The organism is Borrelia duttonii Ly (genome assembly GCF_000019685.1).
In the GTDB taxonomy this organism is placed as follows: Bacteria; Spirochaetota; Spirochaetia; order Borreliales; family Borreliaceae; genus Borrelia; species Borrelia duttonii.
This window is the reverse complement of record NC_011248.1, coordinates 1-25882: the sequence shown is the minus strand read 5'-3', so window position 1 is coordinate 25882 and position 25882 is coordinate 1. Positions and strand designations below refer to the sequence as shown.

Annotated in this window: 13 protein-coding genes and 13 pseudogenes; 24 read left to right on the top strand and 2 right to left on the bottom strand. The window is 33.5% G+C overall.

Translation table 11 applies throughout. The annotated features are described in order from the left end of the window. Positions 1-168 precede the first annotated feature (168 nt). The 9 genes and pseudogenes from BDU_RS06020 to BDU_RS05985 form a co-directional block, all read left to right on the top strand. Positions 169-1089: pseudogene (locus BDU_RS06020) on the top strand (variable large family protein); the annotation flags it as partial. 189 nt (positions 1090-1278) lie between these two features. Continuing rightward, positions 1279-2355, top strand: coding sequence for a variable large family protein (locus BDU_RS06015; protein WP_012539483.1), 1077 nt, complete (start codon positions 1279-1281; stop codon positions 2353-2355). A gap of 212 nt (positions 2356-2567) precedes the next feature. Beyond that, a pseudogene (locus BDU_RS07760) lies at positions 2568-3263 on the top strand (variable large family protein); the annotation flags it as partial. Between the two features lie 287 nt (positions 3264-3550). After that, positions 3551-4507, top strand: coding sequence for a hypothetical protein (locus tag BDU_RS06005; protein ID WP_012539482.1), 957 nt, complete (start codon positions 3551-3553; stop codon positions 4505-4507). Between the two features lie 9 nt (positions 4508-4516). Beyond that, a complete protein-coding gene (locus BDU_RS06000; protein WP_012539481.1) occupies positions 4517-4774 on the top strand; it encodes a DUF3890 domain-containing protein in 258 nt (85 codons plus the stop codon). A gap of 202 nt (positions 4775-4976) precedes the next feature. Continuing rightward, a pseudogene (locus BDU_RS08065) lies at positions 4977-5258 on the top strand (variable large family protein); the annotation flags it as partial. A gap of 154 nt (positions 5259-5412) precedes the next feature. After that, a pseudogene (locus tag BDU_RS05995) lies at positions 5413-6365 on the top strand (variable large family protein). Positions 6366-6576: 211 nt separating this feature from the next. Further along, positions 6577-7671 (top strand): annotated as a pseudogene (locus BDU_RS05990) (variable large family protein). 132 nt (positions 7672-7803) lie between these two features. Further along, positions 7804-8643 carry a variable large family protein gene (locus BDU_RS05985; protein ID WP_404801588.1) on the top strand — a complete coding sequence of 280 codons (840 nt, stop codon included), beginning with the start codon at positions 7804-7806 and terminating at the stop codon, positions 8641-8643. Here BDU_RS05985 and BDU_RS08275 read toward each other — a convergent pair. Then, positions 8605-8694, bottom strand: a pseudogene (locus BDU_RS08275) (variable large family protein); the annotation flags it as partial. The gene BDU_RS05985 and the pseudogene BDU_RS08275 overlap by 39 nt on opposite strands. A 451-nt stretch (positions 8695-9145) precedes the next feature. Here BDU_RS08275 and BDU_RS05980 point away from each other — a divergent pair. The 15 genes and pseudogenes from BDU_RS05980 to BDU_RS05920 all read left to right on the top strand — a co-directional run bounded on the left by BDU_RS05980 (position 9146) and on the right by BDU_RS05920 (position 24659). Then, positions 9146-10254: pseudogene (locus BDU_RS05980) on the top strand (variable large family protein). Between the two features lie 572 nt (positions 10255-10826). Next, positions 10827-11828 (top strand): variable large family protein, encoded by a 1002-nt coding sequence (locus BDU_RS05975; RefSeq protein WP_041177885.1) that lies wholly within the window; start codon positions 10827-10829, stop codon positions 11826-11828. A 267-nt stretch (positions 11829-12095) separates the two neighbouring features. Continuing rightward, positions 12096-13196 carry a variable large family protein gene (locus BDU_RS05970; protein ID WP_041177892.1) on the top strand — a complete coding sequence of 367 codons (1101 nt, stop codon included), beginning with the start codon at positions 12096-12098 and terminating at the stop codon, positions 13194-13196. Positions 13197-13445: 249 nt separating this feature from the next. After that, a pseudogene (locus BDU_RS05965) lies at positions 13446-14241 on the top strand (variable large family protein); the annotation flags it as partial. 210 nt (positions 14242-14451) lie between these two features. Then, positions 14452-15550 (top strand): annotated as a pseudogene (locus tag BDU_RS05960) (variable large family protein). A 285-nt stretch (positions 15551-15835) separates the two neighbouring features. Continuing rightward, entirely contained in the window at positions 15836-16852 is a 1017-nt protein-coding gene (locus BDU_RS05955; RefSeq protein WP_049752293.1) for a variable large family protein, read from the top strand. A gap of 211 nt (positions 16853-17063) precedes the next feature. Then, a complete protein-coding gene (locus BDU_RS05950; protein WP_012539477.1) occupies positions 17064-18131 on the top strand; it encodes a variable large family protein in 1068 nt (355 codons plus the stop codon). 284 nt (positions 18132-18415) lie between these two features. After that, positions 18416-19275, top strand: a pseudogene (locus BDU_RS08635) (variable large family protein); the annotation flags it as partial. Between the two features lie 182 nt (positions 19276-19457). Then, positions 19458-20486 carry a variable large family protein gene (locus tag BDU_RS05940; protein ID WP_012539476.1) on the top strand — a complete coding sequence of 343 codons (1029 nt, stop codon included), beginning with the start codon at positions 19458-19460 and terminating at the stop codon, positions 20484-20486. A 192-nt stretch (positions 20487-20678) separates the two neighbouring features. Beyond that, positions 20679-21833, top strand: coding sequence for a variable large family protein (locus tag BDU_RS05935; RefSeq protein ID WP_012539475.1), 1155 nt, complete (start codon positions 20679-20681; stop codon positions 21831-21833). Positions 21834-21953: 120 nt separating this feature from the next. Beyond that, a pseudogene (locus BDU_RS08630) lies at positions 21954-22100 on the top strand (variable large family protein); the annotation flags it as partial. After that, positions 22098-22223 (top strand): annotated as a pseudogene (locus tag BDU_RS09015) (variable large family protein); the annotation flags it as partial. The pseudogenes BDU_RS08630 and BDU_RS09015, both read left to right, overlap by 3 nt. Further along, a complete protein-coding gene (locus BDU_RS05930) occupies positions 22206-22769 on the top strand; it encodes a Vsp/OspC family lipoprotein (protein WP_318250823.1) in 564 nt (187 codons plus the stop codon). The pseudogene BDU_RS09015 and the gene BDU_RS05930, both read left to right, overlap by 18 nt. A gap of 318 nt (positions 22770-23087) precedes the next feature. Continuing rightward, a pseudogene (locus BDU_RS05925) lies at positions 23088-23249 on the top strand (variable large family protein); the annotation flags it as partial. A 555-nt stretch (positions 23250-23804) separates the two neighbouring features. Beyond that, entirely contained in the window at positions 23805-24659 is an 855-nt protein-coding gene (locus BDU_RS05920) for a complement regulator-acquiring protein (protein ID WP_012539473.1), read from the top strand. Positions 24660-25537: 878 nt separating this feature from the next. Here BDU_RS05920 and BDU_RS08625 read toward each other — a convergent pair. Further along, entirely contained in the window at positions 25538-25834 is a 297-nt protein-coding gene (locus tag BDU_RS08625; protein WP_041177883.1) for a hypothetical protein, read from the bottom strand. Between the last annotated feature and the right edge of the window lie 48 nt (positions 25835-25882).

Genomic DNA, 25882 nt, shown 5'->3' with positions numbered 1-25882 from the left:
TGAAAAAAGTGAATGACAATCATCTATAGTTTTATATAACATAGTATGAGAGTACAATCTTAAATTTAGAGGGCTTATTGTGTAATATAAATATAAAAAGTCAATGATGTAAATTTTGTATTTTCACATTGATAATATGTGGTAATAAAATCAATCATTAATTTTTATATGGTAAATTTAGGGAAAGGATTTTTAGATGTTTTTATGAGTTTTGGGGATATGGTTACTGAGAGGTTAGAAATTAAGGAGGATATAAATAAAAGTGGGATAAGGGCATATTTTAGTAAAATTGAGAATACAATGAAAGTAGTGAAAGGAAAATTGGGGGAGATTATAGAAAAGAATGGGCATTATCCGAAGGTGAAAGAGAAGATAGAGGAATTTATTGGGAAGATAAGTAAGATCGAAGAAGGAGCAAAGGAAGCAGCTAGTGTAGCTAGTAGTGATGATAAGATTGGCGGGGCTACTAGTGTAGGACAAGCAGCAGTGGCTGCTGACAAGAATTCAGTTATTTCATTAGTCAAAGGAATAAAGGCAGTAGTTGGAGTTGTATTAAAAGAAAATGAAGGAAATGCAGATGCTAGTAAAACAGGGGATGATAAAAGGTATATAGGGAATCTATTTGCTAGTGATAATGGTAAGGATGAAGCCAAAGAGGAAAATATTGCGAAGGCAGCGGCAAGTATAGGAGCAGTAAGTGGAGCTGATATATTGAAGGCAGTAGGAAAATCTAAAGAAAATCCTATAGTGAATGATGCTGAGGGAATTAATGCGGCAACAGATGCAGCAGAGATAGCTGTTGCTAAAGCTGTTGATAATAAGAAAGAGATTAAAGAAGGAGCAAAGAAAGATGCAGTAATTGCAGCTGGGATAGCATTGAGAGGTATGGCAAAGGATGGTAAGTTTGCGGCTAAGAATGATGATAAAGCATATTATGCTATTAATGGAGTAGTAGCAAGTGCGGTAAATAAGGTATTGAGTACATTGGTGATAGCTATCAGGAATAGAGTGGATGAGGGATTAAAAGAGATAAATAAGGTGTTAGGAGAGATTAAACAAGGGGAAATTTCTGAAGCTAAGTCTAATTAATAGTTGAATTAATAATATATTGAATATAGAAAAATTATTAGATAAGAACGTTGGCAAAGGGAGCAATGAAGCTCTCTTTTTTATTTGCGGTATTCTGTGTGTTATATAAAGCCTCATTTATTTGTTTTTTGCTTTTAAATAAGAGCTATAAAGTAGCTAGAAAAAATAAAAAATAAGGAGGCTAGAAGAATGAATATAGAGAAAAAAGAAGAGGGGAAAGGAAGAGTAAAAGTAGTAATATTAATGGTGATGATGATGGTGATGATGGGATGTAATAGTGGGGGTAGAGATCCAGAGAAAGTGTTTTTGAGTGAGATGGTAAATTTAGGTAAAGGATTTTTAGATGTTTTTGTGAGTTTTGGCGATATGATTACAGGGACATTGGGGATAAAAGCGGATACGAAGAAGAGTGAGATAGGGAAGTATTTTAGTGATATTGAGAAAACTATGAATTCAGTAAAAAGTAAATTAAACGCTGTAGTGGCAGAGAATGGTGACTATCCAAAGGTGAAAGAAGCAGTTGAACAATTTATTAGTGGGATATTAGACAAAATTGCAGAAGGAGCAAAGCTTGCTGCTAGTGGTGCTACTGATGGAGTATCAATTGGTGAAGTTGTAAAGTCTAATGAAGGTATTAGTGTTGACGCTGCAAGTGTAAGTGCACTTGTGAAAGGAATTAAAGGAATAGTTGATTTAGTTATAGACAAGGGTGATGGACAGGCAGATAAAACTAAGCCTCTTGATGCTGATAAGAAGGATATTGGTAAGCTATTTGGGGCTGAAACTGGTGGTGCTGATAAAGGAGCAGAAGAGAAACATATAGCAGCGGCAAGTGCATCAATAGGAGCAGTAAGTGGGGCTGATATATTAAAAGCGATTGCTGGAGCTAATGCAGATGCTAAGAAAGATGGAAAGGTTAGTGACGCTGAAGATGCAGCTGCTTTGGCTTTAGCTAAGGGTACTGCTAATGCTAATGCTAATGAGGATCAAATTAGGGAATCTGCAAAGAAAGATGCAATTATAGCAGCAGGGATAGCATTGAGAGGGATGGCAAAAGATGGTAAGTTTATTGTAAAGAGTAATGATGCAAATAAAACTGAGGCTGAATCTGCTAAGGGAGTAGCAGCAAATGCGGTAAATAAGGTGTTAAGTACATTGATTGTATCAATTAGGAATACAGTGGATTTAGGATTAAAAGAGATAAATAAGGTATTAGGAGAGATTAAGCAAGGAGAGGGTTCTGAAGCTAAAGCTAAGGCTAATTAATAGTTGAATTAAGGGTTATAATTGAATATAGTAAGAATATAGTAAAATTATTGAATAAGAACGCTGCAAAGGGAGCAATGAAGCTCTCTTTTTTATTTGCAGTATTGTGTATGTTATATGAATAATATTCATATGAATCATCATTTATTGACTTTTTTGTTTGTTTTCTAAGATAAGCTATAAATAAAGGAAAAAACAAGGAGGCTAAAAGAATGAAGAAAGAGAAAAAAGGAGAGGGGAAAATAAGAGTAATAATAGTGATGGTGATGATGATGGGATGTAATAGTGGTGGTAGAGATCCAGAGAAGGTGTTTTTGAGTGATATGGTAAATTTTAGGAAAAGGATTTATGGAAGTATTTGTGAGTTTTGAGTATATGATTACAGGGACATTGGGGGGATAAAAGGCGGAGACTAAAAAAGTGATATAGGGAAGTATTTTAGTGATATTGAGAAGACTATGAAAACTACTAAAGTAAAGTTAAATGAAATTCTAGAAAAGAATGGGAAATATGAAAAAGTTAAAACAGTTGTTTAGCAGTTTATTACTGGGATTTTAGATAAGATTGCTGCAGGAGCAAAAGAGGCTGGGAAATGGGCTAGTGGTGATGTTGCTATTGGCGGTGCTCCTACTACTGGTCAGGATCCTGCACCTGCGGATGCTTCAAGTGTAAATTCGCTCGTTAAAGGAATTAAAGAGATAGTAGGGGTAGTATTAGGAGTAAATGAGGGAAATGCAGAAGCTAGCAAGACAGGAGAAAATGATAAAAAGGATATTGGGAAATTATTTAAAAAGAAGGATAGTGGAACAGAAGCAGAGGCAGCTAAGGCAAGTGCATCGATAGGCTCTGTAAGTGGGGCTGATATATTGCAAACTATAGCTAAGTCTAGTGAAACTGTTGATAATATATCGGATGTATTGGGATTTACTGCAAAATAGTTAGCATCGGGAGCAGCAGGTAATGTTACAAGCGGAGGGAAAGAAGTACAAGGAGTAGGAATAACCGGCAGTTAATAAATTAAAAGAGGCGACAAAATTAAGTTTAATGATAAAGGTGAGGCAGAAAAATCTACTGGTTTAAATATCATTTATAATGCATTTGTTGTAGAAGATATGCTATCCTTAATAGATAATAATTTTTTTTATATCAAATTTGTTGGCAATAGTGTCTAATAATTAAATGACGGAGGTTTAAAATGAAATTATATGAAGAAGATTATTATGAACAAGAAATGATTCAAGCAAAAAAAGAAGTAGAATTACCAAAATTTTATGATTGGTTTACTTCAGAACAAATTGAAGAAATTCCTTATAAGGTGGGTTTCAAAACAGTAGAATGGGATGCATTTATAAACGAAAATCCAACAAATGTTGTAAATAATTATAATACTATTACAACAAAAGGATTTGGGGAAGTAGTAAAACTTAACTATTTGCATTTGCAATACAAATTTCCACATCTAAAATATTCTGCTGTTCCTGAATTTACAGATTCTGAATATATTGGAGATGTTAATAATAATCACTTGCTTTTTGGTACTGCATATAAATTAGCATACGATGAGATTATGAAGATAATCACTAATTTTGTATTAACGGGAACTGTATCAGTGCAAAAGGATGGTAACAGAGCAACACTTCTTTTACCTAATATGTATGGACTACTTAATATGCCAGATCAAATTAAAGAAGAAGTTGAAGCTGCTAATAAAGACAAAATGGATAAAATATTTGAATCTGTCAAATCTGGTCTTTTAAAATTAGAACTTGGTGATTACTTTGATTCTCCATTTATGGTATTAGTTGATCCATTAACAAGCTTAAAATTGGTTAAACCTTATGCAATAGCAAATGCATCCCAATCATTTCCTGGATTTGCATGGGAAGATTTCTTAATAAAAACTATTAAAGCTTTAAATAATAGAAATGAAGTAACTATACAAACATCTAATTTATTAAAAAATCAAATTGTTATTTGTCCAATGAATCCAAAGTTACTTAAATTTAAACCAAGTAAATATATGTTGCCAACACGAAATAGACACATTGACATCAATTCAAGTGATATAGCTCATTCTTATATTGATTTTGTTCTTGGTGGGCTTATGGCTACACAGAAGACTATTCTTCAAGTGGAAATCAAGCAAAGTTAGGGAGCATCTATGTCACAGCATGAAAGTCAAGAAGAAACACAAGAACTTCAAAATGAAATACGCCAACTTTATACAGAAATAATAGAATTATTAGACACTAATGAAGAGACTGTGAGTTTTTCTACTTTTATGCAATATGCAAAGCTAGTCGATATGCTTCTTGAAGTTAGGGGTATTGACGTAGAGATGCTTACGGCTTCACATATCAAATTGTTTATGTATTACTATACTGGTTGCAGACTAAAGAAAAGCGGGAACTATCGATGATTTTGGTGGCAATAGTCAAGTAATAAAGAGACATAAACTTAATGAACTTGAAATCGAATATGAACAGGTACAATCACAATCTGATGGTTCTGAATCTTTTGGTGCTGGGATCAAAGTTAGTGAAGGGTTCTGTTCGTCTTTTGATTCATTATTAGCTAATTTAGCACTTGTTGAAGAATCAAAAACTAAAAAATATTTCAAAAGTAAGAAATCGGATGTAGGGAAATATTTTAAGACAATTCAAGATACTGTGCAAGGAGCAAAGGATGGGCTTAGTAAAATTGTTGTTGATATGAAAAAAGAGAGTAATCCTAATGCTGCAGCTACTGAGACTGCAATAAAGAAATTGGTTAGTGAGATACTTGATAAGATAATTGTTGGGGCTAAGACTGTTAGTTAGGCTGTTGGTTTCGAGGGTAGTGACTTGCTTGGTAATGTCTCTGTTGCCGGTGCAGGTGGAGCTTCTGGAGAAATTGAAGGTTTAACCTTTTGGTATCTTTTATTTTATAGTGTGTTAAATAGAAATATGTTACTTGATATGATTAATTTTATTATTTGTGATTTCTTTAAAATGTTCTAATGAAAAGTATTCAGTTTATTATATAAAATTGTACAGATAAAGATAATATAAAGATAATATGGTGATGGGATGTAATAGTGGTGGAGTAAAGGATCCGGAGAAGGTATTTTTGAGTGATATAGCGAATTTAGGTAGAGGATTTTTTGAAGTATTTGTGAGTTTTGGGGATATGATTACAGGGACGTTGGGGATAAAGGCGGAAACAAAGAAGGGAGTGAGATAGGTGGATATTTTAGTAAGATAGCAGAGATAATGAAAGGAGTTAGAGAGAAATTAGGGAAGATTTTGGAAGAGAATGGGAAATATGAGAAATTTAAAGTTAAGGTAGAGGAATTTATTGAGGAGATAAGTAAGATCGAGGAAGGAGCAAAGGAAGCAGCTGGGGGAGCTAGTGGTGATATTATTATTGGTAATGCTACTGATGCTGGACAAGATGCATCACATGCAGATTTTAATAGCGTAAATGTATTAGTTGCAGGAATAAAGGCAATTGTTGGAGTAGTATTGAAAGATAATGAAGGTAAAGCTGGTTCTACTAAGACTGATGGAGAGCAGCAGAAGACAATTGGTAAATTGTTTGAAAAGAAGGATAATGCTAGTGAGGCAGAAGCAGCAGCAAGTGCATCAATAGGAGCAATAAGTGGGGCTGATGTTCTTCGTGCGATAGCTGAGTCTGAGTCGGTTGTTAATAATGATGGTAATATTGATACAGCTAAAAATGCTGCTGAGATTGCTGCTGCTAAAAAGGAGGATAATAAGAACGAAATTAAGGATGGTGCAAAAAAAGATGCAGTAATAGCAGCGGGAATAGCATTGCGAGCGATGGCAAAGGATGGTAAATTTGCGGCTAAGAACGATAAAAAATCAGCAAGTGCAGTTAATGGAGTAGCATCAGGTGTAGTAAATAAAGTATTGAGTGCACTAACAGTAGCAATCAGAAATACAGTTGATGAAGGATTAAAAGAGATAAATAAGGTATTGGGAGAGATTAAGCAAGGAGAGGGTTCTTAAGCTAAAGTTAAGGCTAATTAATATGGTGAATTAGTAAATATAAGTTTATGTAATAATTATTAGGTAAAAAGTCTGGTAGAGGGAACAATAAAACTCTCTTTTTATTTTTAAGATTGTATGTGTTATATGAGTCATATTTTTTTCTTCTAATCTTTAAAATAAAAGCTATAAAGTAGCTATAAATAAAGGAAAAAACAAGGAGGCTAGAAGAATGAAGAAAGAGAAAAAAGGAGAGGGGAAAGTAAGAGTAATATTATTGATGATGATGATGGTGATGATGAGATGTAATAGTGGGGGAGTAAAAGGAGAAGGGACAGGAGGGGATGGGAGAGGGGCTAAAAGTTTAAGTGAAGTGATGCTGGAAGTAGGAAGAAGTGCAGAGAATGCATTTTATTCGTTTATTGAGTTAATGTCAGATACATTAGGATTAAGAGTAACTAAAGATACGACTAAGTAACAGTTAGGAGAATATTTTAATAAGTTAGGTGGTAAGCTTGGAGAAGCATCAGCAGAATTAGAAACAGTAGCAAAAAAGTCGGAAGTAGAAGGGTCTAAAGATGGTCTATTCAATAAGTCAGTTAGAGCAGCAGTTGATACAGCTAAAAAAACATTGGAAGCATTAAAAGGTCATTTAGATTCTTTAGGGATAGTAGGTGATTCTACTAACAAGGTAGTAGGTGAGGTAACCTCTCAACAAAGTGGTGCAGCAGCAGATACAGAGGAATTAAAAAAAGCTCTTAGGGCACTTCAAGGAGTAGTGGCGATAGCTAAGGTAGAAGGTGTTGAAAAATTAAAAGAGAGTAATTTAGTATTGAATCAACAATCAATAGGAATAGCCAATCCAGAAAATGGAGCTAAGGTTTTAACAGCAGGTGCTAATGCAGGTGGGGCTTCTGGTCCAGAAGCAGTAGCAATAGTATCGGCAGTGAGTGGCGAAGAAATTTTAGAGTCTATAGTTAAGTCAGAAGAAAATGATGTTAAATCACTGTCAGGAAATGCCGTAGTAGGTACAACTCCATTGGAATTTGCAAAAGGAACAAACAATACTGGTCATTTAGCACAAGGGGCAGCTAAAGCAGCAGCAGTAGCTGGAGGAATCACCCTACGATCATTAGTTAAGGATGGTAAATTAGCGGCGAATAATGATAATGATAACAAGGCAGTACAATCGGCGGGAATAACAGCAGTAAATAAGTTATTGGGAGCAGTAGAAGAAATAGTGAAGAATACAGTAAAGAATGTGATTGAGAAAGTAAAGGCAGAAGTAGATAAGGCAAGAGAGCCAAAAGCAGTAGGGCAACAGTAAGAGTTGAATATAGTTGAAATGATTAGATCAGAATTTTATTAAAGGGAGCAGTAAAGCTCTCTTTTTTTATTTGCAGTATTGTATGTGTTATATGAGTTATATTTTTTTGCTTTCTTTAAGTAAGCGACAAGAATTAAGAAAGGAATAAAAGGGGAAATGATAAATAGAGTGATGATAATGATGATGGTGGTGGTGATGGTGATGGGATGTAATAGTGGAGGAGTAGCTGGAGGAGAACAGGGAAAGAATAAGTTTTTGCAGTCATTAGTTAATGTGAGTAATGAATTTTTGAATGTTTTCACTTCATTTGGGGAAATGGTAGGGAGTGTATTGGGGTTGAGTGTTGAGAGTAAGAAATCAGATGTAGGGAAGTATTTTAAGTCAATTCAGGAGACTATAGAAGGAGTTAAAATAGGACTTAATAAGATTGTTGCTGAAATGAAGGAAGAAAAGAATCCAAATGCTGAGGGAGTAGAGAGTGCAGTAAAGAAATTGGTTAGTGAGACACTTGATAAGATAATAGAGGGAGCAAAAACAGCAAGTGAGGCTATTGATGTTAAAGGTGATGAACTACTTGGTAATGTTGGTGCTGTTGGTGCTGCTGCTGGTTCTGAAGGTGAAGTTGAAAATTTAATAAAAGGAATTAGAAGTATAATAGGAGTAGCGCTTAAAAAGGGTAAACATGATGCTGGAGATGCTAATAAAGCTGAAGATGGTTCTACTGCAAGAACTGCTGCTGGTAATGGTGAAGCAGGAAAGTTGTTTAATGCTGCTAATGCTGGTGATGCTGCTAATTCAAAGGACGGAACAATAGCAGGAGCTATAGCGTTGAGAGCAATGGCAAAGGGAGGTAAATTTGCTGGTCCTAGTGAAGCTGCTGCTGAATATAATACTGGAGTAAAAAATACGGTTGTAAGTGCAGTAATTTCCACTTTCAGTATTAAATTTAATAGACTCCTTCACAGTTTTTAGTCCCTCATCTACTGTTTTTCTTATTGCTACTGTTAATGTATCTAAAGCCTTAGGACTGTAGCTAGTCCTGATAAGAAATAATTTTAGATAAAGCCAGTAAAATAAAATTAATACATAACAATAAAATTATAGAAATAAAAAGCTCTCTTATTAAGAGAGCTTCTGTTTTTTAGATGGGATTTAGAATTACTGGTAAGAATATAAAAAACAGGTTAACAAAAGCATAGATAAGGGATGAAGGGTTAAAAGGGATTAGTGAGGTATTGGGAGAGATTAAGCAAGGGGAAGGTTCTTAAGTTAAGGTTAATTAATAGGTTAATTGGTATATATTGAATATAGTTAGAATTATTAGAGCAGAAATATAGTAGAGGGAGCAATAAAGCTCTCTTTTTTTTATTTGCAGTGTCTGTGTATTTTATAAAACATATTTTTTTGCTTCTGTTATTTAAATAAAAGCTATAAAGTAGCTATAAAAAAAGGAAAAAACAAGGAGGCTAGAAGAATGAATATAGAGAAAAAAGGAGAGGGGAAAGTAAGAGTAGTGATAATAATGGTGATGATGATGGTGATGATGGGATGTAATAGTGGGGGAGTAAAGGGGGAAGGAACAGGAGGAGGAGACGGGAGAGGAGCTAAAAGTTTGAGTGAGGTATTGCTGGAAGTAGGGAGAAGTGCAGAGAATGCATTTTATGCATTTTTGGAGTTAATGTCAGATGTATTGGGATTTAGCGTGAACACAACTACAAAGAAAGAGGATGTAGGGAATCATTTTAAGAGTTTAGGTGTAAAACTTGGGAAAGCATCAGAAGAGTTAGAAGAAGTAGCAAAGAAATCGGAGACAGGTGGTGATAAGAATGATTCATCAAAAAATTTAATTAAGGAAATAGTTGATTCAGCTAGGGGAGTTTTAGGTACATTGAAAGGGTATTTAGAGTCTTTAGGAACAGTAGGTGATTCTAAGCCAGTAGGTGAGGCAGGAAGTGATGCTACAGGGGCATCAGCAAATGAAGGTGAGTTAAGTAAGGCTCTTAAAGCATTGAAAGGAATAGTAGAGATAGCAAAAGGTGCAGGTGTTGCAGAACACCGATTGCAGGGATTATGTCGTTAAATGGAACTGGTATAGATAATAAGGAGGGAGTTAGGATATTAGCTACAGATAATAAAGCATCGGCCGTAACAGATGCAGGTAAAGCTGCATTAATAGTATCATCAGTAAGTGGAGAAGAAATATTAGCATCAATAGTTAAATCTGAAGAAGGTGATTCGGCATTAGGAGGAACAGCTCCAGATGATAAGACAACTGCGGTGAAATTTGCCAAAGGAGGTAATGTAGCTAACTTAGCAACTGCAAATACTCCAAAAGCATCAGCAGTATCAGGAGGGATAGCATTGCGTTCATTGGTGAAGGATGGGAAACTAGCATCCGGAGCGGCAGATGGTAGTGCAGGAGGTAAACAAGATGTACAAGCAGTAGGGATGAGTGCAGTAAATAAACTATTAGTAGCAGTGGAAGATTTGGTTAAAAAGACAGTAAAGAATGTACTAGAGAAAGTAAAGCAAGGAGTAGATGAGGCAAGAAAACCAAAAACATCCAATTATCCAATAAGATAGATATTAAATTACTTGAAAGTGGGATAGAAGGAAATATAGAGATAAATTTGGATTTCCTTCTATATTGTTATTTTAGTAATTGGTTTAGACTGATAAACAGTATTATGACTTTTTTTAGATTAACTTTCAAAGTCATATTTTTTTGTATTAAACTGTAAAACATTTTCAACTATATTATCTCTTAAACCAAATCTGATTAGTAAAAATAACGTTATTAATATTTTACTTCAAATGTTTCTTTACATATATTTAATTTTTTATTTTTTCCTTATAGTAGCTTTATCATCGTCATTTGCTTGTATAGTTTCAATACCTATCATTATTGATTATTAGTATTACCAAGTATAATTTTTACTTTATTAGAAGTGTAGTTCTTAATAATCGCCATCTATCTTTTTTATTATGAGTTTGATTTTGTTTTTTCTTTTTTGCTATTTTCAGAAGAAAGGTAAATAATAAAATGAGACTAAGAAAGGCATGAAAGAGGAATTGGGAGAAGAGAATTAGAGAGAGGAGGAGAGAGAGGGAAGAGAGGAGAGATAAAGAGGGGGAGAATAAGAGTAATAATAGTGATGGTGATGATGATGGTGATGATGGGATGTAATAGTGGGGGAGTAAAGGATCCAGAGAAAGTATTTTTGAGTGAGATGGTAAATTTAGGTAAAGGATTTTTGGACGTATTTGTTGCTTTTGGGGATATGATTACGGAGACATTAGGAATAAAGGCAGAGACTAAAAAAAGTGATATAGGTAAGTATTTTAGTGATATTGAGAAGACTATGAATTCAGTAAAGGAAAAGTTGCAAGAAGAAGTATCAAAGAATGGGCAATATGAGAAAGTTAGGAAGGTAGTTGAGGAGTTTATTAGTGGTACTGTAGATAAGATAGCTGCAGGAGCAAAAGAAGCAGCTTTAGGAGCTAGTGGTGGAGGTAGTGAAGTAATAGGAAGTGCTGTCAAAAATGGGGATGCATCTCCTTCAGAATTACGAAGTGTTAAATCTTTGGTGAAAGGAATTAAAGAGATAGTTGAGATTGTGTTAAAAGGGAAGGGAGATGCAGGTGCTGATGTTACTAAAGGTGATAGTAAGAAAGATGTTGGTAAATTATTTACTATGACTAATGATCAAGCTGATAATACGGCAGCCCAAGCAGCAGCAGCAAGTATAGGAGCTATAAATGGAGTTGATATGTTGCAAGCGATAGTAAAATCGAAGGAAGATCCTAAAGTTGATGATACTAATGGAATTGAGAAAGCTGAAGATGCAGCAGGAATTGCAGTTGCTAAAGCTGTTGCTGGTAAGAAAGAAATTAAGGAAGGGGCAAAGAAGGATGCAGTAATAGCCGGAGGGATAGCACTTAGAGGTATGACTAAATTAGGTAAATTTTCTATTAAGGATAATGATGAAGATGCATTAAAGACAGTCAATGGGGCAGTAGCAAGTGCAGTAAATAAGGTATTGAGTACATTGACAATAGCAATAAGGAATAGATTGGATGAAGGATTAAAAGAGATAAATAAGGTGTTAGGAGAGATTAAACAAGGAGAAGGATCTGTTGCCAAAATTAATGAATAAAAGAATAAGATAATTAGTACAATTTAGGATATAATTAAATTTTTTAATAAAAACTTGGTTAATGAGAGCAATCAAGCTCTCTTTTTTTATTTTAGGTATTGTGTGTGTTATATAAATCATTTTTTTTCTTTTAATCCTTAATAAATAAGCTAGTAAGAAAGCTAAAAAGAAAGAAAAAATAAGGAGGCGAAGAAAATGAATAGAGAAGTAAAAGAAGGAGAAATAAAAGAGATAGGAATAGAGAGAGTGAGAGAGAGAGGGAATAGAATGGATAAGATGTGGGATAGAATGAGAATAAAGGGAATAATATTAATGATGATGATGGTGATGATGATGATGGGATGTAATAGTGGGGGAGTAGGAGAAGCAGAGCAAGGTAAAAATAAATTTTTGCAATCTTTAGTTAATGTGAGTGAAGAATTTTTGAATGTTTTTACATCATTTGGGGAAATGGTGGGGAGTGTATTGGGATTGAAGGCCGATTCTAAGAAGTCCGATGTTGCTGCTTACTTTAAGACAGTTCAAGATACTGTGCAAGGAGCCAAGGATGGGCTTAATAAAATTGTTGCTGAAATGAAAAAAGAGAGTAATCCTCATGCTGCAGCTACTGAGACTGCAGTAAAGAAATTAGTTAGTGAAACACTTGATAAAATAATTACTGGGGCAAAGACAGCAAGTGAGGCAATTGGTGGTGATGCTAATGACTTCATAGGTAATGTTGCTGCTGGTGGTGCTAATGGTGCTGGTGCTGGAGCTAAGGGCGATGGTGTTGAAAATTTAGTAAAGGGCATTAAATCAATTGTGGATATAGTACTTAAGAACAAAGGAAGTGCTGAGGCTGGAGATGGTAAAAAAGCCGATGCTCTTGGGGCAAGAGGTAATAATGCTGGTGATGCAGGAAAATTATTTGGTAATACTGATAATAATGGTGCTATTGCCGCAGATGCGAAGAAGGCAGCAGCAGATGCAGCAAAAGCAGTTGGGGCCGTTACTGGAGCTGACATATTGCAAGCTATTTCTAAAAATAATGGTGATTCAGCTAAGTTAGCTAATCATAATGCTTCTGCTCAAGTTACTGGTGTTGCTTCTGATATTAAAGATGCTGTTATAGCGGGGGGGATAGCATTGCGAGCGATGGCAAAGGGAGGAAAATTTGCTAATGAGAAGGATAATGCTAATAATGATGTTGTTACTGCGGTTAGGGGAGCAGCAGTAAGTGCAGTAAGTAAGGCATTAGATACATTAACAATAGCAATAAGAGAAGCAATGGACTTGGGTCTTAAAGAAATAAAAAAAGTGATGAAAATTAATAATGATACTCCTGTAGCAACATCTGAGAAGAGTGGTTCTGGTGTTAAAAATCAATAATCAAAATTATATAAGTAAATAAAAAATAAGAAAAATAAAGTTGTAAAGATAAGATACTAAGAGTTAAGCTCTTTGTATCTTTTATTTTATGGTGTGTTGAGTAAAGATATATTGCTTTATATTATTAATTTTATTATTTGTGTTTTTTAAATATAATGAAAGATATTCAGTTTATTTATTTTATGAAATTGTACATACAAAAAAAGACAATACATTATTAAAGATAAGTTTTAATATCGATTATTAAGGAGGATAGTAAAAGAGAAATTAGGGAAAATTGTAGGAGAATATGGGAAATATGAGAAAGTGAAGGTAAGGTAGAGGAATTTATTGGGGGGAGATAAGTAAGATTGAAGAAGGAGCCAAGGAAGCAGCAAAGGGTGCTAATGAAGGCATTTTTATTGGTAATGCTGTTCAAAATCAGACTGCAGTTGCTGCTAATAAAGAATCTATTATTTCATTAGTCAAAGGAATCAAGGCAATTGTTGGAATAGTGTTAAGGGATGGTGAAGGTAGTGCAGATGCTAGTAAGACGGCAGATGGTGATAAGAAGGATATTGGGAAGTTGTTTGCAGATGAAGATGCTAATAGAGCTCAAGAAGCAGAGGCAGCTAAGGCAAGTGCATCAATAGGAGCAGTAAGTGGTGCTGATGTGTTGCAATCTATAGTTAAATCTAAAGAGAATCCTTCTGTTTATGATATTGAGGGAATTGAGAAAGCTGGAGATGCAGCAGAGATAGCAGTTGCTAAAGCTGTTGATGGCAAGAAAGAAATTAAGGAAGGGGCAGCAAAGAAAGATGCAGTAATAGCAGGAGGGATAGCATTGAGAGGGATGGGAAAGGAAGGTAAATTTGCGGCTAAGGATGGTGATGATGGTAAACATGCAAATGCAGTGAATGGAGCAGTAGCAAGTGCAGTAAATAAGGTGTTGAGTATATTGGTGATGGCGATCAGGAATAGATTGGATGAAGGATTAAAAGAGATAAATAAGGTGTTAGGAGAGATTAAACAAGGAGAAGGGTCTGTTGTCAAAATTAATGAATAAAAGAATAAGATAAGAATAAGATCATTAGGATAAAATTGAGAATATAGTTAAATTTTTTAAATAAAAATTTAGTTAATGAGAGCAATCAAGCTCTCTTTTTTTATTTGTGGTATTGTGTATGTTATATAAAGCCCCATTTATTTGTTTTTTGATTTTAAATAAAAGCTATAAAGTAGCTAGAAAAAAATAAAAAATAAGGAGGCTAGAAGAATGAAGAAAGAGAAAAAAGAAGAGGGGAAAGTAAGAGTAGTGATATTAATGATGATGGTGATGATGATGGGATGTAATAGTGGAGGAGTGAAAGGAGAAGAAGCAGGAGGAGGAGACGGGAGAGGATTAAGTGGAGCAATGATGGAAGTAGGGAGAAGTGCAGAAAGGGCATTTTATGCATTTATAGAGTTAATGTCAGATGTATTGGGATTTACTGCAAAAGTGGATACAAAGAAGAGTGATGTAGGAAATTTATTTTGATAGTCTAGGTAAGAAGCTTGGAGATGCTTCAAAAGAGTTAGAAGAGGTGGCAAAAAAATCAGAGACAGATACTAATAAAGATGATTTATCAAAGAATTCAATTAGAAAGGCAGTTAATTCAGCTAAGGAAATTTTAGAGATATTGATAGAACATTTAGGGTCTTTAAAAGGGATCGGAGATGACAATATAGTAGGTGAGGCAGCAAGTGGTGGTGCCGCTGCAGTAGGAACATCAGTAGATGAAACTGAATTAAAAAAAGCTCTTAAGGCATTGCAAGAGATAGTGAAAGTTGCACAGGGAGTAGGTGTTACAGAGTTAAAAGCAGGGACTGCGGCATTAAATGTGACCGGAGTAGATAATAAGGATGGAGCTAAGATATTGGCTACAAGTGGTGCTGATAATCCTGCAGCAACAGATGCAGGTAAAGCAGCAGCGATACTATCAAGTGTAAGTGGTAAAGAAATTTTAGCATCAGTAATCGCGTCAAAAGAGAATGATGCAGCATTAGGAGCGTCTGCAGATGCAAATACAAGTGCAATTTCTTTTGCAAGAGGAGGACCAGCAAATCATTTAGCAGGTGCAAATACTCCGAAAGCAGCAGCGGTAGCAGGTGGTATAGCGCTACGATCATTGGTTAAGACAGGTAAATTAGGAAAAGGAGCAGCGGATAATGCTACAGGAGGAGGAAAAGAAGTACAAGGAGTAGGAATAACAGCAGTGAATAAGTTGTTAGGGGCAGTAGAAGAGATAGTGAAGAAGACAGTAAAGAATGTATTGGAGAAAGTAAAGGAAGAAGTGGATAAGGCAAGAGATCCAAAAGCAGTAGGGAAGCAGTAATATTTATATTATTTATATCGTTGAAAATGATTAGGTAGAAATATTAGTGAAGAGAGCAATCAAGCTCTCTTTTTTTATTTTCAGTATTGTGTATGTTATATAAATTATTTCTATATAAGTCATATTTTTTTCTTCTAATCCTTAATAAATAAGCTATAAGAAAGCTAAAAAGAAAGAAAAAATAAGGAGGCGAATAAAATGAATAGATAAGTAAAATAAAGAGAAATAAAAGGGAAGAGAGGGATATAGAGAGGGATATAGAGAGGGATATAGAGAGTGAAGAGAATGGATAAGATAGGGAATAGAATGGGAATAAAGGGAATAATATTGATGATGATGATAGTGATGGGATGTAATAGTGGGGTTAAGGATCCAGAGAAAGTGTTTTTGAGTGAGATGGTAAATTTAGGGAAAGGATTTTTAGATGTATTTGTGAGTTTTGGGGATATGATTACGGGGACATTAGGAATAAAGGCGTATACAAAGAAGAGTGAGATTGGTGGGTATTTTAGTAAGATAGCAGAGACAATGAAGGAAGTTAGAGGGAAATTAGGGAAGATTTTAGAAGAATATGGAAGTTATGAAAAGGTGAAAGTTAAGGTAGAGGAATTTATTGGGGAGATAAGTAAGATAGAAGCAGGAGCAAAAGAAGCAGCTGGGGGTGCTAGTGGTGATGTTATTATTGGTAATGCTGTTCAAAATCAAGATGCTGTTTCTGCAGCGGTTGATAGTGTTAATAAGATTGTAGGTGGTATTAAAACTATTGTTGGAGTGGTATTAAAGGAGGGAGAGGGAAATGCAGAAACTACTAAGACAGCAGAAGATGAAAAAAAATCGGTAGGTGGGTTATTTGCTAAAGGAACTGCTGATGATGGAACAGAAGCGCAAGCAGCAGCAGCAAATGCTTCTGTAGGAGCAGTAAGTGGAGCTGATATATTACAAGCTATAGCAAGGTCTGGAAATGCTAATACTAAAGATATTAATACGGTAACTAATGCTGCAGAAATTGCAGTTGCTAATAAAGATTCTGCTACTAAAACACTTGATCAAGCTAAAGTAGATGCAGTAATAGCAGGAGGAATAGCATTGAGAGGGATGGCAAAGGAAGGGAAGTTTTCAGCTAAGAGTGAAGAGAAAAATGCAAATGCAGTCAATGGAGCAGTAGCAAGTGCAGTAAATAAGGTGTTAAGTACGTTGGTGGTAGCAATCAGGAATAGAGTGGATGAAGGATTGAAAGAGATAAATAGGGTGTTAGGAGAGATTAAACAAGGAGAAGGGTCTGTTGCCAAAATTAATGAATAAAAGAATAAGATAATTAGTACAATTTAGAATATAATTAAATTTTTTAATAAAAACTTAGTTAATGAGAGCAATAAAGCTCTCTTTTTTTATTTTCGGTATTGTGTATGTCATATAAATTATTTCTATATAAAACATGTTTTTTTTCTTCTAATCTTTATTAGATAAGCTATAAAAAAGCTAGAAAAAAATAAAAAATAAGGAGGCTAGAAGAATGAAGAAAGAGAAAAAAGAAGAGGGGAGAATAAGAGTAATAATGGTGATGATGATGGTGATGATGGGATGTAATAGTGGTGTGGTGGAAGCAGAGCAAGGAAAGAATAAGTTTTTGCAATCTTTAGTTAATGTAAGTAATGAATTTTTGAATGTTTTCACTTCATTTGGGGATATGGTGGGGAGTGTATTGGGATTGAGTGTTGAGAGTAAGAAGTCGGATGTGGGGAATTATTTTAATACAGTTCAGAGTACAGTAGAAGGAATTAAGAGTGGGCTTAATAAGATTGTTGCTGAAATGAAGGAAGAAAAGAATCCGAATGCTGAGGCTACAGCTACTGCAGTTAAAACATTGGTTGAGAGTAAACTAGATAAGATAATAGCTGGAGCGAAGGAAGCAAGTGAGGCAATAGGAGTAGAAGGAAGTGAACTAATTGGTAATGTTGCTACTGCGGGTGCTGCTGGTGGTGCTGCGGGTGAGATTGAGAAACTAGTAAAGGGAATTAAGGGGATAGTAGAGGTGGTATTAAAAGAAGGTAAACATGATGCTGGAGATGATAAAAAGGCAAGTGATGGGAGTACTTCAAGAACTGGGGGAAATGCTGCTGATGGAGAAGCAGGGAAGTTGTTTGCTAATGATAATGCAGGTGCTAATGCTAATGATTCAAAGAAAGTAGCAACAGATGCAGCAAAAGCAGTAGGAGGAGTAAGAGGATCAGATATATTGCAGGCTATAGTTAGGGATGGTGGAGATGCATTAAAATTGGCTACTGCTGCTAATGGTGGTGGTGATGGCAAGAAGGATGCGATAATAGCAGGAGCAATAGCATTGAGAGGGATGGCAAAGGGAGGAAAATTTGCTAATGATAATGATGGAACTGCTGAAGTTACTACTGCAGTTAAAGGGGCATCTATTAGTGCAGTAACTAAAGCACTAGATACATTAACAATAGCAATAAGGAAGATAATAGACGCAGGACTTAAAGAAGTAAAAGCAGCAATGAAAATCAATGCTAATGCTATTCCTGTGGTGTCTGATAAGATTGCTTCTGATGCTAAGAATCAATAGTTAGATTATATGACTCAAGAATAAAATAAGATAAATAAAGTTATAACGGGAAGATACTGGGAGCTAAGTTCTTAGTATCTTTTATTTTATTTTGTCTAAAAGATATATTTTATTTGCTATTGCTAACATTTGTTATTTATTATCCGTTAATTCATAGTTGTGTCCATTTTGTTTTTTTGATTCTCCTTGGAATAAAAGCTATGAAAGAAAGCTAAAAAGAAAGAAAAAATAAGGAGGCGAAGAAAATGAAAATAGAAGAAACAAAATGGAGAAGAGAAATAGAGATAGGAATAAAGGCAGATACAAAGAAGAGTGAGATAGGGAAGTATTTTAGTGATATTGAGAAGACTATGATTTCAGTAAAGGAAAAGTTGCAAGAAGAAGTATCAAAGAATGGGAAATATGAAAAAGTTAAAACAGTTGTTGAGGAGTTTATTAGTTGGACTGTAGATAAGATAGCTGCAGTAGCTAAGGAAGCAGCTAGTGGTGCTATTGGTGATGTAATAGGAAATGCTAAGAAAGGTGAAGATGCTAGTCCTGCAGAAGCAGGAAGTGTTAATAAATTAGTGAAAGGAATTAGAGAAATATTTGAGGTGGTTTTAAAGAAGGGAGAAGGAGATCCAAATGCTACTAAAACTGGAGAGACAGAGCAAAAATCAGTTGGTAATTTGCTTGCTACACAGAATGATGTCACAGAACAACAAGCTGCAGCAGCAAGTGCATCAATATGAGCAATAAGTGGAGCTGATAAATAAGTGGAGCTGATATCTTGCAGGCTATATCACATTCTGAAGATGTTAGCGTTAGTAAAGATATTAATACTGTGATTAATGCAGCAGAGATTGCAGTTGCCAAAAAGGGCTCTGGTACTAAGACTCTTGATCAAGCAAAGAAAGATGCAGTAATAGCAGGAGGGATAGCATTAAGGGCAATGGCAAAAGATGGTAAATTTGCGGCTAAGCAGGATGCTAGTGATAAATATGCTAATGCAGTAAATGGTGTAGTAGCAAGTGCAGTAAGTAAGGTATTGAGTACATTGACAATAGCAATCAGGAATAGAGTGGATTTAGGATTAAAAGAGATTAATAAATTATTAGGAGAAATTAAGCAAGGAGAGGGTTCTGAAGCTAAAGTTAGTGAATAGTTTGAATTAGAAATATTTTGAATATATTTGGATTAATTAGGTAAATAATTAGTTAAGAGTGCTTATTTTAGCTCTCTTTTTTTATTTGCGGTATTGTGTATGTTGTAATAAAGCCTTATTTATTTGTTTTTGCTTTTAAAAAGATAAGCTAGAAAAAAATAAAAAATAAGGAGGCTAGAAGAATGAATATAGAGAAAAAAGGAGAGGGGAAAGTAAGAGTAATAATAGTGATGATGGTGATGATGATGGTGATGATGGGATGTAATAGTGGTGGTAGAGATCCAGAGAAAGTATTTTTGAGTGAGATGGTAAATTTGGGGAAAGGGTTTTTAGATGTTTTTGTGAGTTTTGGCGATATGATTACAGGGACGTTGGGGATAAAGGCAGAGACTAAAAAAAGTGAGATAGGGAAGTGTTTTAGTGATGTTGAGAAGACTATGCAAACTACTAAAGTAAAGTTAAATGAAATTTTAGAAAAGCATGGGAAATATGAAAAAGTTAAAACAGTTGTTGAACAGTTTATTAGTGGTATTATAGAAAAGATTGCTGCAGGAGCAAAAGAAGCGGCAAGTGGTGCTACTAGTGATGGTGCTATTGGAAATTCTAAGGCAAATGAAGATGCTAGTCCTGCAGAAGCAGGAAGTGTTAATAAGTTAGTAAAAGGAATTAAAGAAATAGTTAAGGTGGTTTTAGAGGGTAAAGGTAATCCAGAAGCTACTAAGACTGCAGAAGCGGAGAGAAAATCAATTGGTAAGTTGCTTAGTGGTAAAGGGGCTAATGATGGAGAAGAGAAACATGCGGCAGCAGCAAGTGCTTCAATAGGAGCAGTAAGTGGAGCAGATATATTGCAGGCAATAGCTAAGTCTGTTGAGACTGCTGGTGGAGTTGATATTGACCAAGCAAAAGATGCTGCAAGTATTGCTGCTTCTAAGAAAGATAATGCGGCTGATTTTGCAGCTGCAAGGAATGATGCAATGATAGCAGGAGGGATAGCCTTAAGAGCAATGGCTAAAGATGGTAAACTTTCTGCTAAGACTGGTGAAGATAAATCAGCTCATGCAATAAATGGAGCAGTAGCAAGTGCAGTAAATAAGGTATTGAGTACATTGGTTATAGGGATAAGGAATAGAGTAGATGAAGGATTAAAAGAGATAAATAAGGTGTTAGGAGAGATTAAACAAGGAGAAATTTCTGAGGCTAAGACTAATTAATATGTGAATTAATAATATATTGAATATAGATAAAATTATTAGATAAGAACGCTGATAAAGGGAGCAATAAAGCTCTCTTTTTTTATTTGCAGTATTGTCTGTGTTATATAAGTCATATTTTTTTGCTTCTTTTAAAGAAAAGCTATAAAGAAAGTAGCTAAAAAGAAAGAAAAAAACAAGTAGGCGAAGAAAATGAAAGAAGGGAAGAGAGAAGAGGAAGTAAGAGAGTATGAGAGAGGAGAGATAAAGAGAGTGAGAAGAATAGTAAAAGGAATAATAATGGTGATGATGGTGGTAGTGATGGGATGTAATAGTGGAGGAGTAGGAGGAGTAGAGGGGAAGGTAAACTTGGAAGCTAAGAATAGTTTTTTAGAGTCATTAGTTGCGATTGGAGAAGGATTCCAGGAGATTTTTGGTGTGTTTGGGAATACTGTTGGTGATGTATTAGGATTTAGTGTAGTTAAATCGGGGGATAAAAAAAGTAAGGTAGGAGAACACTTTGAAAAAGTAAAAAAGGGATTGGAAGATACTAATAAAAAATTAAAAGAGCTGTCAGGTGATATTTCTGGGGCTAAGAATGCTGATGTAAGTACAGTTGAAACTATTAAGGGTGTAATTAAAGGAGTAAGTGATGTTTTCGAGGGATTAATTGGTGCTCTAACTAAACTTTCTGAGGTAATTAATGATAGTGCTGCTGATGTTGGCGATAATGCTGATGCTGTTCCTAGTGCGGCTGAAAAAATTGGTGTTGAGTCTATTATTAAAAATGTAGAGGTAATTACTGGTATAGCAAAGAAATCAGGTGTAGAGATTGTTACGGGTAATGCTGGTAATCAAATAGCTGCTGCTGCTAATGCTACTGATGCTATTGCTGTACTTGGAGGTCATACTGAAAAGGCTTCTCAGGGAGCTGGTTCAAAGTTAGCGGATGAAGTGTCAAAGGCAGATCCATGGGCAATGATAGATAAGATTAAAAATGCTAAGGCTAGTGATGGTGCTGCTCTTAAAGCTGGTAATCATGATGCTGGGATATTATCTGCTTCTAATAACAAGGCTGATGCAGGTGCTGGAGCAAAAAGTAATGCGGATTTAGCAGCAGCTGTTGCATTGAAGGCAATGACCAAGAGTGGCAAATTTAGTGCTTCTGCTAATGATTCTGGAGCAGTAAGAGCAGCAGGGGTAAGTGCGGTAAATAAGGTATTAGGGGTACTTGATTTTATAATTAAGAGAACAGTAGAAAGTAATTTAGAAAGAGTAAGAGAAGCAGTTAAGGGAGTAAAATACTCTAATAGTGTTGAATTTGAGGCTAAGCAGTCTGATGCTACTCAGTCTACTGTTACTAAGTAAATCAGGAATTTAAATAGGAATAATAAAGTTATTTAAGTAAGAAAAATACGTCTCTCGTTAGTCAGGAGAGATGTTTTTTTTGTAATCCTAATTTGTCTGTTACTGAGAGTGCAGTGGGAAGATATATTGGCAGCAATTGCTGCAGCTAAGAATGGAATAAATGCGTCTGCTGGCCAAATTAGTGCTGCAAAAAATGCTTATGACATTGCAGAAGTTGCTATTAAAAATAGTATAGATGCAGGTGTTGATGTTACTAAAGGTGAAATAAAAGGGAAAAGAGAAATAGGGAGAGAGAATATAATGGATAGAATGAGAGTTAAGGGAATAATATTGATGATGATGATAGTGATGGGATGTAATAGTGGGGGAGGAATAAAGGAAGGAGAGGAAGGGAAAGCAAGGAAGGGAGATGGGAGTGTAATAGATTTAAAGGTAGTAGGGGAAAAGATAAAAAGTGCAGTGGAGTTTGCTGGAAAAGTAAAGGAAGTGCATACTTTAGTTAAGTCAGTTGACGAGTTGGCTAAAGCTATAGGGAAAAAAATTCAGGAGAACACCGATACTTTAGGTACTGATGGAGCCCATAATGGATCTTTAGTTGCAGGAGCGTTTCAAATGGTATTAACTATAAAGACTAAATTAGAAACATTGGCAGCATTAGATGGAATTTCTAGTGATCTGAAAGCAAAAGTTGATGATACTAAGGGTAAAGCTGAATCATTTATATCTAAAGTGAAAACAAAACACTCTGATCTTGGTAAAGAGGGTGTTACTGATGATCATGCAAAAGAAGCAATAGATTACAAAACTAAGGCTAATGGAGATAAAGGCGCTAAGGAATTGGGGGAACTTAATACATTAATTGATACATTATTAAGTTTTGCTAATAAATCAGTAGAGGCTTCGATTGCAGAGCTTGTAATCAAACCTACTACTTAAAGAAGTTAAATTATATATTATATAAATACCAAGATATTCAAGTGGGATAATAACTTTAAAAAAACAAATAAAGTTATAAAGTAAAGATATTGGGAGTTAAGCTCTTGGTATCTTTTATTTTATAGTGTATAAACGTGGGTTTATTACTTTATATGATTAATTTTATTATTTGTGGTTTTTAAATGTTCTAATTAAAAATATTCAGTTTATTGTATAAAATTGTACAAACAAAGATAATTTATTATAAAAAATTTGTGATTATAATGTAAAAAGAATATACTAGGAGGCCTAAAAAGAGAAGAGCAAGATAAGGTTTGAAGTTTGAGTGAAATATTACTACTGGAAGTAGGAAGAAGTGCAGAGAATGTTTTTTACTTATTTGTTGAGTTAATGTCAGGTGCTTTGGGATTTAATGCGAATTACACTACAAAGAAAGAAAACGTAGGAAATCATTTTAAGAATTTAGGTAAGAAGCTTGGTAGTATTTGTTATGTAAATCATATTTTAATGAATCATGTTTTTTTGCTTCTAATTCTTAAGTATTTTAGTGTTACCCTATACCAATCACCAAAATTATAAAAAAATGTAGATTAATATCAGCTAGTATAATTTATTTTAATACTCTAAGATTGATATTAATTGATAATAAGCACTCAGCTTAATATGGGTTCAGCATATTAACTGTTTTTATTAATTCGTAAATTGTGTGTTAATTGATATTTTTATAAAACAAACTATATAAAATTCTTTTTCTAAATATAAATTTATAACACATACAATCTTATTTATTTTTTATTGTCAGTTCTTTTCAAATTTACTTCAACAGAAAAATTAAGAAAACAAATGAAATATACTATATCTCTTTTTTAAAAGAAAAAATTGTTAATAAGTAAATAATTTTAGAATAGGGATGTAAAAAAATAGTAATTTTAATTAAGAAAAAATTGTATTTTAAATAAAGTGATATATATTATTAATTAATAATCATTACTATTTAGTAATAGTGATTATTAATTCTAAAGAAGGAGAATATTTGTGAGAAAAAATTTATTTATATTATTAGTTTTGGGGTTAGCATCTTGTAATCTAGATTCTAAATTATTGGATAATAAAGGAAGACCTGATAATTTTTTAAAAGATGTTGTAAATAATGTTCAAGATGTTGTAAATGACGTTCAAGGTGATGAACTAATAAAAGAAGATGTTGTTAATAAAGTTTCTGTTGAAAAAGTAGTAAAAGGAGATTCTGTAATAAAAGATGAGAAAGGGGAATTAATATCTGCCCTTATAAATGATATTAATAGTGTTATGGGATTATTAAATCAAGATAAAGCTGAAGTTGAAGATGCAAATCAATATGGTATGAAGAATGAAGTGTTTAAATTTGTGTTAAATGCTGTTAATAATAAGACATTGGATCATGATGATAATAAGGAAATAAGACGATTATTTTATTCCTCTTTATTATACAATAGAGAAAGAATAAAAGATTTTGCAGAAATTCTTAAAAAAGTAGAATCGGATAATACAAATAAGGGTGCATGGATTCAAGATATAATGAATGCTGTAGTAGTAGATCTTCAGTTTGGTTTTGAGAGAGTAATTAATAAATTAGAAGAGAATAGGGATAAACTTAATAAATTGAGTCTTGTTGATTTAAGAGAAATTAAATCAAAGCTTGAGGAAATTCAATTACAAAAATTAAATTGGAGGAAAGCCGTAGATAGTCTTATTTCATCTTATAAAGCTAAGACAGATGGAATTGATTCTGATAGTAAGAAATTGATAGAGCATATTGATAAAAAATATAAAGATCTTATTAAAGTTAAAATTCCCGGAATGAAGGCAGTATCTAATAGAATTATAGCTATTCTAGGTACAATTAAGTAATTTATTATAATTATTTGAAATACAAAGGAAGATAGATTAATTAATAATAGTCTATCTTCCTATATTTTTGTTGTATAAATGTATTTAGGTTCAATTTGGTAGAAAAAATTTATTTTATACATATTATAAAAACAAAAAGGAGTCTTTAATTTATTTAAATTTTACTTTTATAACGGGTTAGCCTTATAAAGTTTTAGCCCGCGTTTATTAATCAATTTCATGGGTTGATATAATTAAACAATACATCTTTTAATATTAAATACTGTAAATAAAAAATATTCAATTATTCAATATTAATTTTAATTATTTTCTGTGTTTTGAGGGTTTATTGTTAAGTAAAATAAGTGAATTTAGTTGATGTTCACGATACGAAGATATTAGAAAAGATTTGTTTTTGTATTTTGTGAGTTTTTTTATAGGGAATACCCATTTGTTTTAGATTTAGGTTAATGTATGATTTGAGAGTATGTATATCTTTGTTAGAGTTTTGATCAAGAAAAAAGGATTCAATTAGATTAGCAATAGTAGACTTTAATTCATTGTTACTATTTTTATAAAGTAGTAAATTTGCAGTATTATGTATACGTAAATTTTCAAACGAATTAATGAAAATTAAGTTTTCAAGACTATTTAGTGAAGTAGGTTTACTTACAAGTTTGATACTTTTGTATTTTGGATGTTTTAAAATGGCTTCATAAAAGTAAGAATTGTCCTTTTTGTTTAGAGATTTAAGAATAATAGAATAAATATATTCTAAATGTTTAGTAGTTATATTTGTACGAAATAATTTTTTGAGAATACGATTAAGTTTTACGTGAATAATATTAAAATTATTTTTTTTAGAAAATAAATAGCATTTATAATTAATGTGGAGTTGACTAAAGTATAATTTTTGATTTGTAAATTGGATGATGATGTGTAAATAATAGTATCATGTGTATAATTAGTGATAGTAAATTTTTTTTGGTGAATTGAGATAATGGAATACCAGAAGAAAGTAAGATACCTATTGCTTTGAGTTCTGTACTATTTGATATTAAGAGGTAATTTGTACAAAAATTAATAATTTCTTTAGGATTTATTTCAATTATAAGATTGTTTGTACTATTGGTAAATACGTTTTCATTATTTTTTTGATGTTTGATTTTTTTAAAAAATTTTTTTATACTAATCATTTTAAATAAATATATATCTGTTTTAAATAATTGTCAACTTTGTATTTT

Bases quoted from the DNA above. Each gene is read 5' to 3' on its own strand.
- BDU_RS06015 (WP_012539483.1), top strand. From the start codon at position 1,279: ATGAATATAGAGAAAAAAGAAGAGGGGAAAGGAAGAGTAAAAGTAGTA.
- BDU_RS06005 (WP_012539482.1), top strand. From the start codon at position 3,551: ATGAAATTATATGAAGAAGATTATTATGAACAAGAAATGATTCAAGCA.
- BDU_RS06000 (WP_012539481.1), top strand. From the start codon at position 4,517: ATGTCACAGCATGAAAGTCAAGAAGAAACACAAGAACTTCAAAATGAA.
- BDU_RS05975 (WP_041177885.1), top strand. From the start codon at position 10,827: ATGGTGATGATGATGGTGATGATGGGATGTAATAGTGGGGGAGTAAAG.
- BDU_RS05970 (WP_041177892.1), top strand. From the start codon at position 12,096: ATGGATAAGATGTGGGATAGAATGAGAATAAAGGGAATAATATTAATG.
- BDU_RS05955 (WP_049752293.1), top strand. From the start codon at position 15,836: ATGGATAAGATAGGGAATAGAATGGGAATAAAGGGAATAATATTGATG.
- BDU_RS05950 (WP_012539477.1), top strand. From the start codon at position 17,064: ATGAAGAAAGAGAAAAAAGAAGAGGGGAGAATAAGAGTAATAATGGTG.
- BDU_RS05940 (WP_012539476.1), top strand. From the start codon at position 19,458: ATGAATATAGAGAAAAAAGGAGAGGGGAAAGTAAGAGTAATAATAGTG.
- BDU_RS05935 (WP_012539475.1), top strand. From the start codon at position 20,679: ATGAAAGAAGGGAAGAGAGAAGAGGAAGTAAGAGAGTATGAGAGAGGA.
- BDU_RS08625 (WP_041177883.1), bottom strand. From the start codon at position 25,834: ATGATTAGTATAAAAAAATTTTTTAAAAAAATCAAACATCAAAAAAAT.